The 16,602-nt window shown below is 37.8% G+C and carries 11 protein-coding genes; 7 read left to right on the top strand and 4 right to left on the bottom strand.

The genetic code is table 11. From position 1 onward, the window contains the following. The first annotated feature begins 63 nt into the window (after positions 1 to 63). On the top strand, positions 64 to 1,902 hold the full coding sequence (ilvD, locus tag ACFIL2_RS09545; RefSeq protein ID WP_375639519.1) for a dihydroxy-acid dehydratase: 1,839 nt from the start codon (positions 64 to 66) through the stop codon (positions 1,900 to 1,902). A 1,022-nt stretch (positions 1,903 to 2,924) separates the two neighbouring features. Here ilvD and mutS read toward each other — a convergent pair. Then, a complete protein-coding gene (gene mutS, locus ACFIL2_RS09540) occupies positions 2,925 to 5,669 on the bottom strand; it encodes a DNA mismatch repair protein MutS (RefSeq protein WP_375639520.1) in 2,745 nt (914 codons plus the stop codon). A gap of 195 nt (positions 5,670 to 5,864) precedes the next feature. Between mutS and ACFIL2_RS09535 the strand changes: the two genes are divergently transcribed. Further along, the gene (locus ACFIL2_RS09535) at positions 5,865 to 8,165 is read left to right on the top strand and encodes an NADP-dependent malic enzyme (RefSeq protein ID WP_375680130.1); all 2,301 of its coding nucleotides are present in this window, start codon (positions 5,865 to 5,867) and stop codon (positions 8,163 to 8,165) included. Between the two features lie 66 nt (positions 8,166 to 8,231). Here the strand turns inward: ACFIL2_RS09535 and secB are convergent, their stop codons facing one another. Further along, positions 8,232 to 8,708: a protein-export chaperone SecB gene (secB, locus tag ACFIL2_RS09530; RefSeq protein ID WP_375617527.1), complete on the bottom strand. Its 477-nt coding sequence runs from the start codon at positions 8,706 to 8,708 to the stop codon at positions 8,232 to 8,234. A 142-nt stretch (positions 8,709 to 8,850) separates the two neighbouring features. Then, positions 8,851 to 9,345 (bottom strand): FxsA family protein, encoded by a 495-nt coding sequence (locus tag ACFIL2_RS09525; RefSeq protein WP_375633695.1) that lies wholly within the window; start codon positions 9,343 to 9,345, stop codon positions 8,851 to 8,853. 174 nt (positions 9,346 to 9,519) lie between these two features. On the opposite strand from ACFIL2_RS09525, the gene ACFIL2_RS09520 reads away from it, so the two are divergent. Both ACFIL2_RS09520 and ACFIL2_RS09515 read left to right on the top strand, forming a co-directional pair. Beyond that, complete coding sequence (locus ACFIL2_RS09520; RefSeq protein ID WP_375617567.1) at positions 9,520 to 10,212, top strand: Tim44/TimA family putative adaptor protein; 693 nt, start codon at positions 9,520 to 9,522, stop codon at positions 10,210 to 10,212. Positions 10,213 to 10,264: 52 nt separating this feature from the next. Then, entirely contained in the window at positions 10,265 to 10,855 is a 591-nt protein-coding gene (locus tag ACFIL2_RS09515; RefSeq protein ID WP_375617529.1) for a Smr/MutS family protein, read from the top strand. 911 nt (positions 10,856 to 11,766) lie between these two features. On the opposite strand, the gene ACFIL2_RS09510 is transcribed toward ACFIL2_RS09515, so the two are convergent. After that, positions 11,767 to 12,303, bottom strand: a complete 537-nt coding sequence (locus ACFIL2_RS09510) for a GcrA family cell cycle regulator (RefSeq protein ID WP_375617530.1) — start codon at positions 12,301 to 12,303, stop codon at positions 11,767 to 11,769. Positions 12,304 to 12,788: 485 nt separating this feature from the next. Between ACFIL2_RS09510 and ACFIL2_RS09505 the strand changes: the two genes are divergently transcribed. Genes ACFIL2_RS09505 through ACFIL2_RS09495 form a run of 3 tightly spaced genes read left to right on the top strand, consistent with a single transcriptional unit; the run spans position 12,789 to position 15,973 of the window. Next, positions 12,789 to 14,003 (top strand): aspartate aminotransferase family protein, encoded by a 1,215-nt coding sequence (locus tag ACFIL2_RS09505; protein WP_375636452.1) that lies wholly within the window; start codon positions 12,789 to 12,791, stop codon positions 14,001 to 14,003. Next, on the top strand, positions 14,000 to 14,935 hold the full coding sequence (gene argF, locus ACFIL2_RS09500; RefSeq protein ID WP_375636344.1) for an ornithine carbamoyltransferase: 936 nt from the start codon (positions 14,000 to 14,002) through the stop codon (positions 14,933 to 14,935). Before ACFIL2_RS09505 ends, argF begins: the two co-directional genes overlap by 4 nt. Before the next feature lie 36 nt (positions 14,936 to 14,971). After that, the gene (locus ACFIL2_RS09495; protein ID WP_375680131.1) at positions 14,972 to 15,973 is read left to right on the top strand and encodes an Hsp33 family molecular chaperone; all 1,002 of its coding nucleotides are present in this window, start codon (positions 14,972 to 14,974) and stop codon (positions 15,971 to 15,973) included. Positions 15,974 to 16,602: the final 629 nt, after the last annotated feature.

Raw genomic sequence — 16,602 nt, 5'->3', positions numbered from 1 at the left:
TTGTTTTTATAATGAAGTTACAGCACAACAAGCAAAATGGAATTATTTGAGGGGAAAAAAATAATGCCTTCTTACCGTTCAAGAATATCGACCCACGGGCGTAATATGGCAGGAGCCCGCGGACTTTGGCGTGCAACAGGGATGAAAGATACTGATTTTGGTAAACCCATTATTGCGATTGCGAATTCTTTTACACAATTTGTACCAGGGCATGTCCATTTAAAAGATCTTGGGCAATTAGTCGCGCAACAGATAGCAGTTGCCGGTGGTGTTGCGAAAGAATTTAATACCATTGCTGTAGATGATGGAATTGCAATGGGGCACGATGGAATGCTCTATTCGTTGCCCTCACGTGAAATCATTGCTGATTCTGTAGAGTATATGGTTAATGCACATTGTGCAGATGCACTTGTCTGTATTTCTAATTGTGACAAAATTACGCCTGGTATGTTAATGGCTGCTTTACGGTTGAATATTCCGACAATCTTTGTTTCAGGCGGTCCTATGGAAGCAGGTAAGATTAAATGGAAGGATCAAGATCTAACGGTTGATTTGGTCGATGCCATGGTTGCAGCAGCTTCAGAACAAAATTCAGAAGAAGAAGTGGCTGAAATGGAGCGTGCTGCTTGTCCTACATGTGGTTCTTGTTCAGGAATGTTTACGGCCAATTCTATGAATTGCTTAACGGAAGCATTGGGGCTTTCTCTTCCCGGAAATGGATCAATGTTAGCAACACATGCAGATCGACGAATGCTTTTTGAAGAAGCTGGAAAACAGATTGTTGCATTGGTTAAACGTTATTATGAAAAAGATGATGAAACAGTCTTGCCGCGCTCTATTGCTTCACGCAAGGCTTTTGAAAATGCAATGACCGTTGATATTGCTATGGGGGGATCAACCAATACAGTACTGCATCTTTTAGCCGCGGCGCAAGAAGGTGAGGTGGATTTTACCATGACGGATATTGATCATCTTTCACGTCGTGTTCCTGTTTTATGTAAGGTTGCTCCTGCTGTCGCGAATGTACATATGGAAGATGTTCATCGCGCTGGTGGTATTATGGGGCTTTTAGGTGAACTGGATGCGGCGGGATTCATTGATACGTCAACTTATACGGTTCACGCAAAAACAATGAAAGAAGCTCTTTACCGTTGGGATGTGAAACAAACTAATGAACCAACAGTTCGTACATTTTATCGTGCTGCTCCTGGTGGCATTCCAACACAGACAGCTTTTAGCCAATCTTGTCGCTATGAGAGCCTTGATCTTGATCGTGAAAAAGGTGTGATTCGCGATAGGGAACATGCATATTCACAAGATGGAGGATTGGCAGTTCTTTATGGAAATCTTGCAAAAGATGGCTGCATTGTAAAAACAGCAGGCGTTGATCAATCAATTTTAACTTTTAAAGGTCCGGCAAGAATTTTTGAAAGCCAAGATTCAGCTGTTTCAGCTATATTAACTGATAAGATTAAAATAGGTGAAATTGTTTTAATCCGTTATGAAGGTCCACGTGGTGGACCTGGAATGCAAGAAATGCTTTATCCAACAAGTTATCTCAAATCTAAAGGATTGGGCAAGGTTTGTGCACTTGTTACGGATGGACGTTTTTCAGGGGGAAGTTCAGGGCTCTCGATAGGACATATTTCACCAGAAGCTGCTGAAGGAGGAGAAATTGCGTTGGTGGAGGAGGGGGATATCATAGAAATTGATATTCCAAATCGTAGAATTCATATGTTGGTGGATAACGTTGAGATGAAGCAGCGCCGTTCTAAGATGGAAGCAAAAGGAAAAAGCGCTTGGCAACCGATTGAGAAGCGTCAGCGTAAAGTTTCAAAGGCTCTCAAAGCCTATGCAGCGATGACCACATCTGCTGCAAAGGGTGCAGTACGTAATATTTGATGAGTTGAATAGAGATAATGCTCTGATTTTTTGCATCTTTTGCACGATATTCTAAGCTAATTATTTTATGAGTTTATGAACTTATCAGAATATTTCGAGTCATGATCAGTATGATTAAAAAGCTATCAATACAACTAAAAGCTGCTGCGGATCGCTTATTTTAGCAGCTATGTAAGACAGATGCAGTATAATTACTTTTCATATCATATTCCAATCTTATATGAGATTATGGTTTCTTATTACTCATAATTTATGAAAGATATTTATTGTACTGGTGGCATTATCTTGTTTTACCGTAAAAACACTGTCATTTAGAGCTGTGATATACGACATCCTACTTAATATATTTAGTGTGTGGTGAATATTCTTAGACTTGTTTATCAAACTTTGAGTTTAAGTGAATTACATGACTAGGAAGTTAAGGTAAATCCCTTAGAATCTGGACTGTTTGCAGACTTGATTCGAATGAAAATCCTTATCCTTTGAGGTGCGGGAAGGAGTTCAAGGATGTTTATGAAAATAAAGTACTGCTGTGATATATCTGATTATATGTTTCATATGAAAACAGTAAAAGAGCTCTTTATAACTTAAAATGTGAAGAAAATGCGAGATCCATTATCCATGAATTTATTATGAAAAATGGGGAGGCATCCCAACACCGACAGCTTTAAACTAAAACTGTTGCTATGATAACAATAATATTGATTGTGAAAAAGCATAATTCATTAAATGTTGCGTATTTGCAAGGTGGAGGAGATTTCATGACAATCTTTGCAAAAAACGACTATCTTGTAAAAATAGTCGATATTGACCAATTTTTTGTATACGGGCCAATGTTGATCTAAGGAAATATGAAATATAATGCATAGGATTTTGCCTCTATATGCATTACACTTATCAAAATATATTGTGTAGAAAAGAGATGGGAATACGGTAAACAACAGTTTGTGCTGTGGCATATCAAAAAGGGATACTTTATCTCCTATTAAGAAAGCTTTTTAATAAAAAATAACATTTGTTTTCTATAAAGGGTTACTCTTTTCAAGCTGTTTGAGGTGGTAAATTGCTTCTAAAGCTTGTTTAGGGGAGAGTTCATCGGGATGGATATTTTTTAAAGCTTCGTGAAGTACACAATGTTTGTTTCTTGCTTCATTGACGGGAGATGTTGCTTTAAGAGAAAAGAGTGGTAAATCATCAATGAGTTTATGTCCTTTTCCAGCCATTTCACCTTGTTCTAATTGATGGAGTACATCTGTTGCTCGTGTAATAACGGCTGGGGGAAGTCCAGCAAGCTTTGCGACTTGTACACCATAGGAACGGTCAGCAGCTCCTGGTGTGATTTCATGAAGAAAAACTACATCACCATCCCAATTTTTGACTTTCATGGTTACATTATGCAGTCTGTCAAGTTTTTCGGTAAGTGCAGTCATTTCATGAAAATGGGTAGCGAGAATAGCACGACAATGGTTAACTTCATGGAGATATTCAACAGCAGCCCAAGCAATAGAAAGTCCATCAAAGGTTGAGGTTCCACGTCCTATTTCATCAAGAATAACAAGGGAATGATGGCTAGCATGATTGAGAATCGTTGCTGTTTCAACCATTTCCATCATAAAGGTTGAGCGCCCCCGTGCAAGATCATCGGAAGCCCCGACACGACTAAACAGGCGATCAACGACACCAATATGTGCTGAAGTCGCTGGAACGAAGGACCCCATTTGCGCCATAATAGCAATGAGAGCATTTTGCCGCAAAAAAGTTGATTTTCCTCCCATATTAGGCCCTGTCAACAGCCAGATTGCTGCATATTGCTGATTTTCTTGCACAGAGAGATCACAATTATTGGCAATAAAAGGTTCTGCTGCTTGTTTGCAGAGTGCTTGCTCGACGACAGGATGGCGTCCTGCTGTGATATGAAAGGTAAGTGAAAGATCAATTTTAGGGCGGCAATAGCCTTGTTCTTCAGCAAGATATGCTAAGGCGACAGAGACATCTAAAATAGCAAGTGCTTCAGAGGCTTTACGAATAAAATCAACTTGTTCGGTAATTTCCTGAACGAGAATATCAAAAATCTCTAGTTCAAGTGTCAATGCGTGATTGGCAGCATGGGCAATACGGCTTTCAAGGTCAGCAAGCTCTGTTGTCGTAAAACGCATAGCGTTTGCCATTGTTTGCCGATGAATAAAACGTGCTTTAGCTTGTGGATTATTTGTAAGGGCAGATGCTTGTGTACTGGTTACTTCAATGAAATAACCTAGAATATTATTATGCTTTATTTTAAGAGTCTTAATATCTGTTTCTTGGGCATATTGCGCTTGAAGTTCAGCAATGACACGGCGCGATTCATCACGTAAAGCACGCATTTCATCGAGCTCTTTATGATAATTTGAACGAATAAAACCACCATCACGTTTAAGGAGTGGGAGATCATCAGCTAATGTTTGTTCTAAATGAAAGTACAACGCTGTGGGTAAGTTTGAGAACACCTGTTGTACATCACTTATTTCTTGAGGCAGAAGCTCATTATTAAGAAGTTGATGCAATTCACGAATGATTTCAAAGCCGCGCTGGATTGTCGCCATATCACGGGGACCTCCTCGTCCAAGAGCCAAACGTGAAACGGCGCGGGGCATATCTGGTCCCCCCTTTAAAATAAGTTTTATCGCTTCCGCAAGAGAAGGATTATGTAGAAAAAAATCGATAGAATCCAAACGCGTATCAATAGCTGAAGGAGTTGTGAGGGGAGCAATAAGGCGGTCAATAAGAAGGCGTGATCCTCCTCCTGTTACAGTGCGATTAATAGCTTTTAATAAACTTCCATCCCGTTGACCTGATGTCGTTCGAATAAGTTCAAGGCTTAGTCTGGTTGCAGCATCAATAAAAAGAGTTGCACTTTCATTTTGGCGCTCAGGCTGCATGAGGGGAGGGCGATGCGTGATTTGTGTTTTTTCGATATAACGAATAGCAGCTACAATTGCAGAGAGTTCACAGCGTGAATAATCGGCAACGCCTTCAAGAGTTGAGAGTTTAAAATAATTGCAAATATCGCGTTCAGCGGTGAGTGCATCAAAGAGACAAGCAGGTTGAGGTGAAACGATACGATCAAGAACACTAAAAAGTGACTTGTGAGATTTATCATGAAAAAATGAATCAGAAACAATGATTTCTTGTGGATCCACACGCATAATATCTGCTAAAAGTTTTTCTTGGCGGCTCTCTGTTACACGAAATATGCCTGTTGAGATATCAATCCAAGAAAGAGCAAATTCCTCTCCATCGCTAGTTTTTATACGGGAAAGTGTCATAAAATAATTTGCGCGTGTTGGATCAAGGAGTTTTTCTTCTGTTATCGTTCCAGGGGTTACAAGGCGAACAACATCACGCCGAACAACAGATTTTGAGCCACGTTTTTTTGCTTCAGCAGGATCTTCTATTTGTTCACAAACAGCAACTCGGTAACCACAAGCAATCAGTTTTTGTAAATAATCATCTGCTGCATGAACGGGAACACCGCACATAGGAATATCTTGTCCTAAATGTTTTCCGCGTGTTGTGAGTGTGATTCCTAAAGCCTGAGCAGCTTCAATCGCATCATTAAAAAATAATTCATAAAAATCCCCCATTCGGTAAAAGAGAAGGGAATCATGATGGACGGCTTTGATTTCTATGTACTGCTCCATCATAGGTGTAAGACGTTCTTGAGAGGAAGCAGATGGGGAGGCAGGCTGTGGAATTAAATTATTTTTATGATTGTTTTTTTTATCCATTTGTACGAGGCCTGTTTCCTTTAAGTGAAGTTTTTACTCTTTTTTGTTTACTTCAATATCTATTTATCTCTAAATTGCAACGCATCATTAGATTTGCTAAGGCAAGAATAGCGATTTCTAATATATGAATCAAATTTAATGACTATACGCATTATCAAGCAAAATTTACACTGTTTTTGGAGAAAATAAAGTGAGATGAAAAAGAGCGAGCAGGATCAGAAAATGTCTCAAACTGTTTACAGTGCGAGCGAAAGAGAAGCTCTAGATTTTCATAGTCGTGGTCGACCAGGAAAGCTTGAGATTATTGCAACAAAGTCTATGGCAACACAGCATGATTTAGCACTTGCTTATTCACCAGGTGTTGCAGTTCCAGTTAAGGCAATTGCTCAAAATCCAGCGCTAGCTTATGATTATACAGCAAAAGGTAATCTTGTTGCTGTTATTTCAAATGGAACCGCTATTTTAGGGTTAGGCAACTTAGGGGCACTTGCCTCTAAGCCGGTCATGGAAGGCAAAGCAGTGTTGTTTAAGCGTTTTGCGGATATTGATTCCATTGATTTAGAAATTGATATAAACGATACAGAAAGTTTTATCAATTTGGTGCGCCATTTAGAACCTTCTTTTGGTGGAATTAATCTTGAAGACATTAAGGCGCCAGAGTGCTTTATGATTGAAAGCCGCCTACGCGAGATGATGAATATACCTGTTTTTCACGATGATCAACACGGTACAGCGATTATTGTTGCTGCGGGTGTTCTCAATGCTTTGACTTTAACAGGGCGTGATATGCAAAATACGCGGTTAGTCTGTAATGGTGCTGGTTCTGCAGGGATTGCTTGTATTGAATTGATTAAAGCGATGGGCTTTCGTTCCGAAAATATCATATTATGTGACACAAAGGGTGTGGTCTATGAAGGACGCAAAGAGGGAATGAATCAGTGGAAATCTGCGCATGCTATTCAAACAGATAAACGTACGCTTATGGAAGCAATGGAAGGTGCAGATATATTTTTTGGGGTTTCTGCTAAAGGTGCTCTTACTCCTGAAATGGTAAGATCCATGGCACCCCAGCCGATCATTTTTGCTATGGCTAATCCCGATCCAGAAATTACGCCGGAAGAGGTTATGCAAGTGCGTCATGATGCCATTGTCGCAACAGGACGTTCCGATTATCCAAATCAGATTAATAATGTTCTTTGTTTTCCTTATATATTTCGTGGTGCGCTTGATGTGCGTGCAAGAGTTATTAATGAAGACATGAAGATTGCTGCGGCAAAGGCTCTTGCTAATTTAGCGCATGAAGAAGTGCCTGACAGCGTTGCAGAAGCTTATCATGGAAAGCGATTAAAGTTTGGTCCTAACTATATCATCCCTGTTCCTTTTGATCCGCGTTTATTTACGGTTGTTTCAATAGCGGTAGCAAAAGCAGCAATGGAAAGCGGTGTTGCGCAAAAGAACATAGATGATTTAGAGGCCTATGAGCGCGATTTGAATGCGAGACGTGATCCTACTTCCTCGATGATGCGTGGGGTTTATAACCATGTTCGTCAAGCGCCAAAACAAATTGTCTTTGCAGAAGGTGAAGAAGAGCAAGTTATGCGGGCAGCCGTTTCCTATGTTCATCAAAAATTGGGACAAGCGATTTTGGTTGGTCGTGAAGAGCAAGTAAGAGAAGCGGCTGTTATCGCTGGAATTGATCTGGAGCGTGAAGGTATTTCTATTATGAATGCTAAGCTTTCTTGCCGTACAGATGCTTATGCGAATTATCTTTATAAAAAAATGCAGCGTCAAGGTTGGCTGTTGCGTGATTGTCATCGTCGTATCAATAATGATCGCAATTATTTTGCTGCGTGTATGGTGGCACTAGGAGATGCTGATGCAATGGTTACAGGGGTGACACGCAATTATGAAACAGCGTTGATCGATATACGTCGTGCAATTGATGAAAAACCAAAAGAACGATTGATTTGTATTTCAATGGCTATTTGCCGTGGACGAATTGTGTTTATTACGGATACAGCCGTTTATGAAAATCCTAATGCTGAAGAACTTGCAGATATAGCGGAACAAGCAGCTTCATTTGTGCGAGGATTTGGATATCAACCACGGGTAGCATTTTTAGCATTTTCTACATTTGGTTATATGAAAGGGAAGACGACGCAGCAAATTCAGGATGCGATTAATATTTTGCATGAACGCAAAGTTGATTTTGAGTTTGATGGAGAAATGAGTGCTGATGTGGCACTCAATTCCAAATTGATGCAGCAATATCCATTTATGGGATTAACGGAGCCTGCTAACATTTTGGTTATGCCTGGATATCACGCATCTTCCATTGCAAGCAAAATGTTACAAGAACTCGGTGAAGCAACCATCATTGGTCCTATTTTAATTGGATTGGAAAAATCTGTCCAAATTGTACCGTTTAGTGGAAGCGATACAGATGTTGTCAATATTGCAATGCTTGCGGCTTATCATGCCGCAAAAGTCGTCTAAAGGAAAAAAGCCCCTAATATACCAATAATATATCAAGGGGCTTTTTGATAGCAAAAAAATAAATTTTTAAGAGGGCTGTATTTGATTGTCTTTTTGTTCTTCAGAAAGACGCTTTTGGAAGAGTGCTGCAAAATCAATAGGATCAATCCACAAAGGTGGAAAACCACCACTTTGAGTAGCATCAGATATAATTTGGCGAGCAAATGGAAATAAAAGACGGGGACATTCAATAAAGACCAGTGGCATAACATGTTCTTGTGGAATGTTTTTAAGGTGGAAAACACCACCGTAAATAAGTTCTACATGAAACAAGGTTTCAGTTTCATCATTGGCTTTGACGGAGAGAGACAAAACGACATCGTAATTGTCATCACCAATTGGGTTAGCATTGACGTTAATATTGATATCAATTTGTGGTGATTTTTCACGTGCACGCAATGAACGAGGAGCACCAGGGTTTTCGAATGATAAATCTTTTAAATATTGAGTTAATACAGCAAAAACCGGCTCTCCACCACTGTTATTCATTTCACCTTCGGCCATACGACAAACCTCTCTCATTATAATATGTATATTTATTTTAGATCTAAAGACCAGATTGGTTATCACGCCTTGCAAAAGGTTGCAAGAAATGCGCTCTTTATCTTGAATATTTTTTTAGTTTGTTACAGATTTTTTAGGCATTTCAATGGTTATCATCATTTTTGCGCCATGGAGATTCTGTCGTATCATGAATTGTGTAATCTTCTGCTTTAAGATCAATTATTTTTTCAGAGTTATTTTTTCTTCTAGTATTGGGATTCATTTTGTTTTTTAATGATGCAAAGAAATGCCAAGCAACAGAGCGAATTGGTTTAATAAGAAGTAATATTCCCAAGAGATCAGTGACAAAGCCGGGAAGAATAAGTAAAATTGCACTAAACATGATGAAAGCATCATTAATAATATTATTCTCTAATGTACGTCCTTGGATAAGTTCATTTTGTATATTTTTTAAAAGGCTAATCCCTTGAATTCGCAATAAAACAACCCCAGCTATGGTTGTGAGAATAACCAAACTCAAGGTTGCCAAAATACCAATTTCTTGACCAACAAAGATAAAACCAGCAATCTCGATTAAAAGAATGCAAAGAAAGATAACAACAAAAAAACGAGGATTTATAGAATAAAGTTTTATCACATGAAAGTTTCCTTCTGGATGAGTAGGGGGAGAAATTCTTAAGAGAACTCCGTTTAAATACAAAATCTATAAAAATATTTGAATGATAAGATTCCTTATTTTACATATTTATTGATAAATGGTATTGACTGCAATGTTTATTAGAGACTTAAGCTTTGGAGATTGACAGCGCCTATGGAATTTGACGTTATACTTGTCATAGCTCTTGTTGTTATGGTTGTTATTTTTGTGCAACTCCGTAATGTATTAGGGAAACGAATTGGGTTTGAAAAGCCACCCTTTGATCCTTATTCACGACGTTCTAAAAAACAAGTTGAAGCAGAAACGGCTGATAATATTGTTTCGTTCCCTCATCAGAAAAATTCACAAAAAGACGACTTTAGTGAAATTGATAAAATTTCACCGGAGGGGAGTGTTTTGAATAAAAATTTGCGGGAATTGCATAGAATTGATCCTCATTTTTCTCCTCAACTTTTTATAAAAGGTGCACAAATTGCGTATGAAATGATTGTAATAGCTTTTGCCAAAGGTGATCGCAATCAACTTAAAAGCTTGCTTTGTCAGGATGTTTTTGAGAGCTTTTGTACGGCTATTGAGCAACGAGAAAAAAATAAAGAAAGAATAGAATTCACTTTTGTTGGAATTAATAAGATCGAATTTGTTGCGGCGGCAATACAAGAAAAAGATGAACTTTTAACGATACGTATTGTCAGTGAGATGATTTCTGTTACTTATAATGAACAGGGCGAGCGTATAGACGGTGATCCTGATGCTATTGTAGAAATCAGGGATATTTGGACTTTTGTTCGCAATAGTTTATCGTCAGATCCCAACTGGAAGCTTTTTGCTACAGAAAATGAAAATTAAAATACTTTTTGTTTTTCTTCCATAAGCATTCAATGATTTATGAGAAATTAAAATGTCCTCAAGTAAATGGAGACAAAAAATAGATTTATTGGCTCCACAAGATCGTTTTTTATGGGAGATGGTTTGTCGTACGATAACACCGCTTCACGGTAAGATGCTCTCTTCTGCTTCAGAAACTATTGCAAATATTAATGATAAAAAACAGCCTGTAACTCAAATCTCCTCATTGTCTCAGGAAAATCAACAATCCTCGACAATTATTAAAAGAGAAAAGAGGTCAGTTACACAAGCACAAAAGATTCATTTCTTTGATCATGTTGCATATCGTAAAATTTCCCAAGGTCGTTGTCCTCTTGAGGCGCGTCTTGATCTCCATGGTTATATGCAGGAAGAAGCTTATTTTTTATTAAAAAAATTTCTACAGTCCTCTCAGCAGAGAGGATTGCGTTATGTCCTTGTGATTACAGGAAAAGGACGATCCGTTGGGAGCGATGGAGCTTTGTATAGATTTGTTCCGTATTGGTTATCAACACCAGCTTTTCGATATTATGTCCACGCGTTTGAGCAAGCAGCGCGTCAGCATGGCGGAGAAGGTGCGCTTTATGTTTGGTTGCGCCGTTTTGTGTCGGGAGAAGGAAAGTGATGTTATTGTGGTCGCTCTAGATTTTATATTTATTTATACTTATAATTTATTGTTTTTGTATATTTCGTAAGAGCCTTGAATACAATATTCCCTTCTTTATAATTTTTTATAAAAAATTATAAAGATATTATTTTACATTCTACGTATTGCTTTACGCTTTTGTTTTTCGCATTCTTTAACGGGGCACATCCCTCACGCAAAACAGAATGACATTGAATTGCATATATTCACAGGCTTGTTTTAAAGAAACATCTCTCAACGCTCCCAAGCCTATTTTGCGACGGCATTCGTGAAGAGTATAACGATAAATCCATGAAGCACTCACTATCTTTATACTTAATAAAAGAGCAAGCTGGCATCATCATACACTTTGCCATCTCCCAATGTTGCAACAACCCTTTAAGTCCTTGGCACTTGAAAGCATTTATAAGAGGCATGCTTTTCTTTAAGTGTTTTTAACTCTCCACAGTTCTCATCTCGCTCGTGACGCCCAAACGAAAGATTTTGATTGATTCAATATAATAGGACTTAAAATGAGAGAGATATAGATGGATCTCATTCAGGTTGCAAAGCAATAAATTATTTTTATAAACCACAGCATTACTCTATTAAATACACGAAGAATAAAAACATGAGAAATTGAGAAACGATCTTATTCAAAAGATGTTGCTATGGATAGTGTTAAAAGCAGTACAACTAAATTAAAGAAAATTATGAAAATAAACAGTAATATAACTTTACAACACACAGCTGCGCAATAGCACCAAAAGATACAGTTTCGTTGAATAGTTTCATGAAGAATTTTTTTCATTCATTAAAAGCTCCATCAAATTTCTTTCTCATAATAATTCGATAATAAAATTTAATAACGAAGCGCAGAAGGCGTAGAATATGAGATTCTACCGTGGGTATTATACTCTTATCCGACGTCTTTCAGATATTGGTTGAAATGCTAGCTTAGCATGAAAGGCACAATAGGGGCTATTTTCATCAGAATCTGCACCACAAAAATGAAAATCTGCTGATAATGGATCGCCAACCGGCCATCTACATGTATTTTCACTCAATTGTAGAAGATTAAGTTGACGTGATATAGGCACAACGACATTGGATTTTGTGGACATATCAACTTCTTTTACATCTTCCACTACAAATTCTGTCTTTAAAGCTGTTTCTTCAATACTTACAGATGATGTGTTTATTGGCGATACCGTGGATGTGTTGCGACGCACACGTGGAGATGATGGACTGCTGCTTCCCACGGGAGTTTTTTGCGCACGCGTGCTTCCTTGTGCTGTCTTACCACGTCCTGGTAACTTTAATCGATGTACTTTGCCGATGACTGCATTTCTACTGACCCCACCTAATTGAGCAGCAATTTGACTTGCACTTAACCCTTCACTCCAAAGCTTTTTAAGAAGCTCAACGCGTTCACATGTCCAACCCATACCAGCACTCCATTCCGATTACGTCACTAAGATGCTCTCCCCCGTTGCATCTTCAAATGTTTAAATAATGTTTCATTACGCTGAATGAAAGAACTTTACACTCTACGTGAGCATAAAAAAATCATCCAACCTGTGGATTTACAAATCAAAACACATCATCTTGCTTATTATATTGTAAATTACAATATGCACTCACTCTATGACAAGAGTCTTTACCTCTTGAAGAGTTTATTTAGAATGTTTTCCCCAACTTGCAAATCAATCATAGGTTAAACTTTCACTTTTGTTTAAGGCTTTTTCCCAAAATGCTTATTTGTAGAACCCTCATTGACTTTTTTTCAATTGGTGTAATGATCTATTCTATAGGTGTAATCACTAATCGTAATGAAATGTTGAAAGCACCGTAACGAAATATACCATGCTGTTTTATTTGTAGTGTTGCTTTGTATATATATTGAAAAGACTAAAATATAAAGGGAATTATGATGGATGTCGTCTCTATACAACCACTTTATGAATGCTTCGCACGACGAAATTTGCATTTTGAACAAGGGCATGGTGTATGGCTTATTTCCGATAAAGGAGAACATTATCTTGATTTCACATCTGGTATTGCTGTTAACGCATTAGGGTATTCACATCCAAAATTAGTTGATACGCTCAAAATACAAGCTGAAAAACTTTGGCATGTTTCTAATATTTTTCAATCTCCTGAACAAGCATCTTTTGCCACGCGGCTTTGTGCAAATAGTTTTGCGGATAAGGTTTTTTTCTGCAATTCAGGTACTGAAGCATTGGAGTGCGCATTCAAAACTGCACGCCATTATTACTATGCTGCTGGTCATTCAGAACGCATTGAAATAATTACTTTTGAAGGGGCATTTCATGGACGTACACTTGCTGCACTTGCTGCGACTGGGTATGAAAAATATCTTGAAGGCTTTGGACCTAAAGCTGGTGGATTTATTCAAGTACCTTTTTGTGATGAAGTCGCTTTGCGTAACACTATTAATAAAAATACCGCCGCTATTCTTATTGAACCTATTCAAGGAGAAGGAGGAATACGAACGGTTCCTCATGAATATTTAAGATTTTTGCGCAAAATATGCGATGATAATGGTCTGTTATTGATTTTAGATGAAGTCCAAACGGGTATAGGACGAACAGGAAAGCTTTTTGCTTATGAATGGAGTGATATCACGCCTGATATTCTTACCCTCGCAAAAGGATTAGGAGGGGGATTTCCATTAGGTGCTTGCCTTGCAACGGATAAAGTTGCAAAAAGCATGACACTTGGGACACATGGCTCAACCTTTGGAGGAAATCTTCTTGGAATGGCTGTAGGAAATAGTGTTCTTGATATTTTGTTAGAGCCAAGTTTTCTCAACCATGTTCAGCGTATGGGGGATAAACTAAAAAGTGGACTTTTGTACATTCTCAATATCTATCCTGATATTATCTGCGCAGTTCAGGGGATGGGGCTTATGTTGGGTATTCAGTGTATTGTACCTTCAAATCTTGTCGTTAATGCTTTGGAAAATGAATATCTCTTAAGCGTTGCAGCCAACAACAACGTTGTGCGCTTATTGCCTCCTCTTATCATTAGGGAAGAAGAAATAGATGAAAGTTTACATCGTATTGAAAAAGCAATAGCTTATCTTTCGCAAGTAAACAAAGAAAGACAAATATCACACACATGACAAATGCTCTTCGTCATTTCACGGACTTATCCATTTTAACGCCAGCAATAGCACGTGCACTGATCGATTATGCAAAGATCCTTAAAGCATCTTTTAAAGCAGGAAAAGATTCAAAACCTTTTATAGGTAAAACACTTGCGATGATTTTTGAAAAACCATCCACACGAACCCGTATTTCATTCGATATCAGTATGCGCCAGCTTGGCGGAGATACAATCATGCTCACGGGTTCAGAGATGCAACTTGGTCATAGTGAAACCATAGCTGATACGGCGCGCGTTTTATCCCGTTTTGTGGATATAGTGATATTACGAACAACGAAACACCAACGTATGCTCGAATTGGCACAATATGCACAAATTCCTGTCATTAATGCTCTTACAGATGATACACATCCTTGCCAAATTCTAGCAGATATCTTAACCTATGAGGAACATAGAGGGCCAATTGCTGGCAAAATATTTGCGTGGATGGGGGATGGTAATAATGTGCTCCATTCCTTAATTGAAGCCGCAGCTCTTTTTGATTTTCATTTGCGTATTGCTACTCCAAAGGGCAGTGAACCACAGGAGAAATTTATACATTGGGCACGTGAACGAGGAGCGCATCTTACACTAACCCATGATCCCCAAAAAGCGGCTCAAGATGCTGATTGTATTATGACCGATACATGGGTCTCCATGGGACAAGAATTTCGTGCTCGCAGTCATTCTATTTTTCAGCCTTATCAAGTCAATGAATCTCTCATGAAATTAGCAAAATCTGATGCTCTTTTTATGCATTGTCTTCCTGCTCATCGTGGTGAAGAAGTGGTTGATTCTGTGATTGATGGACCGCACTCCGTTGTTTTCGATGAGGCTGAAAATCGTCTTCATGCTCAAAAAGCAATTCTTTCTTGGTGTTTACAAGATGCGTTTTTCTCTCCACAATAGCCTCCCTACAATAAATTATATAAAAAAGGCAAAGCTATGAGTGAACAAGCTAAAGATGAAGCCTCTCTCAACAACAACTTCTTGCATGAAGATGATAGTGTTATTCCCTTTCAAGTTGAAGAACTTGATATCCGTGGACGGACCGTACAACTTGGGGAAACTTTAAATTCTATTCTCACAAGACATCAATACCCTGAACCGGTTTCTTATCTTCTAGCAGAAGCTTTACTTTTAACGGTTCTGCTTGGAACTTCTCTAAAACTTACGGGAAAATTTATTTTACAAACTCATTCCGATGGACCAGTTAATATGTTGGTGTGCGATTTTTTGCCTCCTTCCAGTTTACGTGGATACGCTCGTTTTGATAAAGAACAGCTTAAACAAGCCATAAACAATGGTCAAACCTCTTCAGAAACACTTTTAGGAAAAGGCACTTTAGCTTTCACAATTGATCAAGGTCCCCATATGCAACCCTATCAAGGGATAGTTGCATTAGATGGATCAAATTTACAAGAAGCTTCTCGTATTTATTTTGATCAATCAGAACAAATTCCTACCGATATCCGTCTGGCTGTTGCTATATTAATTAATCGTGACCAACAAGGAAAACAGCAGAAAAGCTGGCGATCTGGAGGTATTTTGATCCAACTTTTACCCCAAGAATCATCTCATCATAAAATAGATGCCCCTCATCAAAAGCAAGAAGAAACGAAAACTCATACCCAATTGGATAACCAATGGCAGGAAGCTAAAATACTCATGGCAACGATTGAAAGTTCAGAATTAACAGATCCCCAAGTCGGTAGTAAACAGCTCTTGTTCCGTCTTTTTCATGAACAAGGTATTAGAGTTTTTAACCCTTTTTCTCTTGTCGATCAATGTTCTTGTTCACACGAAAAAATTAAAGGAATCCTAGAAGGCTTTTCTATTGATGAACGCAATAAAATGGTTAAAAATAAATATATTTCAGTCACATGTGAATTTTGCTCAAAAACATATTGTTTTACACCGCAAGAATTTTTAGAAGAAAAAACATAATCAAATATTTTTCATAAAAAATGATGATTGCAACAAAAGCCTATTTTATTTGCGTCATAAAAGTTTACGCATAATCTCATATGAACTTCTAGAATATTGCTTGTCTTAGAGTTTTTTTAATGTATACGAGTGATCGTTCTGTTGAGATCAGTAATTACGTCATAGAGTGCTTAAAAAAGAGTTCTCTGTAAAATATATTTTCTCCTCTCGAAAAAGCTTCTTTTGTACTTTTTACATCTCAAAAGTTTATTTCTTACAATGAATTCTTTTATAATGTTCATTGATAAATTGATTATGCACTCATAACTTATCTTCTCTGTTAAATGAGACTTTTTGATTGTAGTCATATTTTCTTACTCGAATTTATCTTATTAAGACTTAATAAAGCTTATTAGTTATAATCATAAGGGAAATTATCGAGAGAATAAGAATGTATAGATTCAATATAGACTTTATGGAGTCTATTACGAACAGATAAGTGTAATGGGAATAAATATAAAAATGACGCTGCAAAAGAGCAGATTTATTATTTTATAAAGATGAGAATAGTGGTGAAGTCCCCTCATAACAATGTGTATTTCAGATAAAAAAGCGGAGAAAAAATACTATATGATTTTGAAAACAATAGT

The sequence above is a fragment of the Bartonella sp. AP30XZML genome (assembly GCF_042195945.1).
GTDB lineage: Bacteria > Pseudomonadota > Alphaproteobacteria > Rhizobiales > Rhizobiaceae > Bartonella.
The sequence above is the reverse complement of the archived record's forward strand: the minus strand, read 5'-3'. Positions and strand labels throughout refer to the sequence as shown.

What these genes read in the sequence shown, in the direction of transcription:
- ilvD (WP_375639519.1), top strand. Translation starts at nt 64, where the DNA reads ATGCCTTCTTACCGTTCAAGAATATCGACCCACGGGCGTAATATGGCA.
- mutS (WP_375639520.1), bottom strand. Translation starts at nt 5,669, where the DNA reads ATGGATAAAAAAAACAATCATAAAAATAATTTAATTCCACAGCCTGCC.
- ACFIL2_RS09535 (WP_375680130.1), top strand. Translation starts at nt 5,865, where the DNA reads ATGAAAAAGAGCGAGCAGGATCAGAAAATGTCTCAAACTGTTTACAGT.
- secB (WP_375617527.1), bottom strand. Translation starts at nt 8,708, where the DNA reads ATGGCCGAAGGTGAAATGAATAACAGTGGTGGAGAGCCGGTTTTTGCT.
- ACFIL2_RS09520 (WP_375617567.1), top strand. Translation starts at nt 9,520, where the DNA reads ATGGAATTTGACGTTATACTTGTCATAGCTCTTGTTGTTATGGTTGTT.
- ACFIL2_RS09515 (WP_375617529.1), top strand. Translation starts at nt 10,265, where the DNA reads ATGTCCTCAAGTAAATGGAGACAAAAAATAGATTTATTGGCTCCACAA.
- ACFIL2_RS09510 (WP_375617530.1), bottom strand. Translation starts at nt 12,303, where the DNA reads ATGGGTTGGACATGTGAACGCGTTGAGCTTCTTAAAAAGCTTTGGAGT.
- ACFIL2_RS09505 (WP_375636452.1), top strand. Translation starts at nt 12,789, where the DNA reads ATGGATGTCGTCTCTATACAACCACTTTATGAATGCTTCGCACGACGA.
- argF (WP_375636344.1), top strand. Translation starts at nt 14,000, where the DNA reads ATGACAAATGCTCTTCGTCATTTCACGGACTTATCCATTTTAACGCCA.
- ACFIL2_RS09495 (WP_375680131.1), top strand. Translation starts at nt 14,972, where the DNA reads ATGAGTGAACAAGCTAAAGATGAAGCCTCTCTCAACAACAACTTCTTG.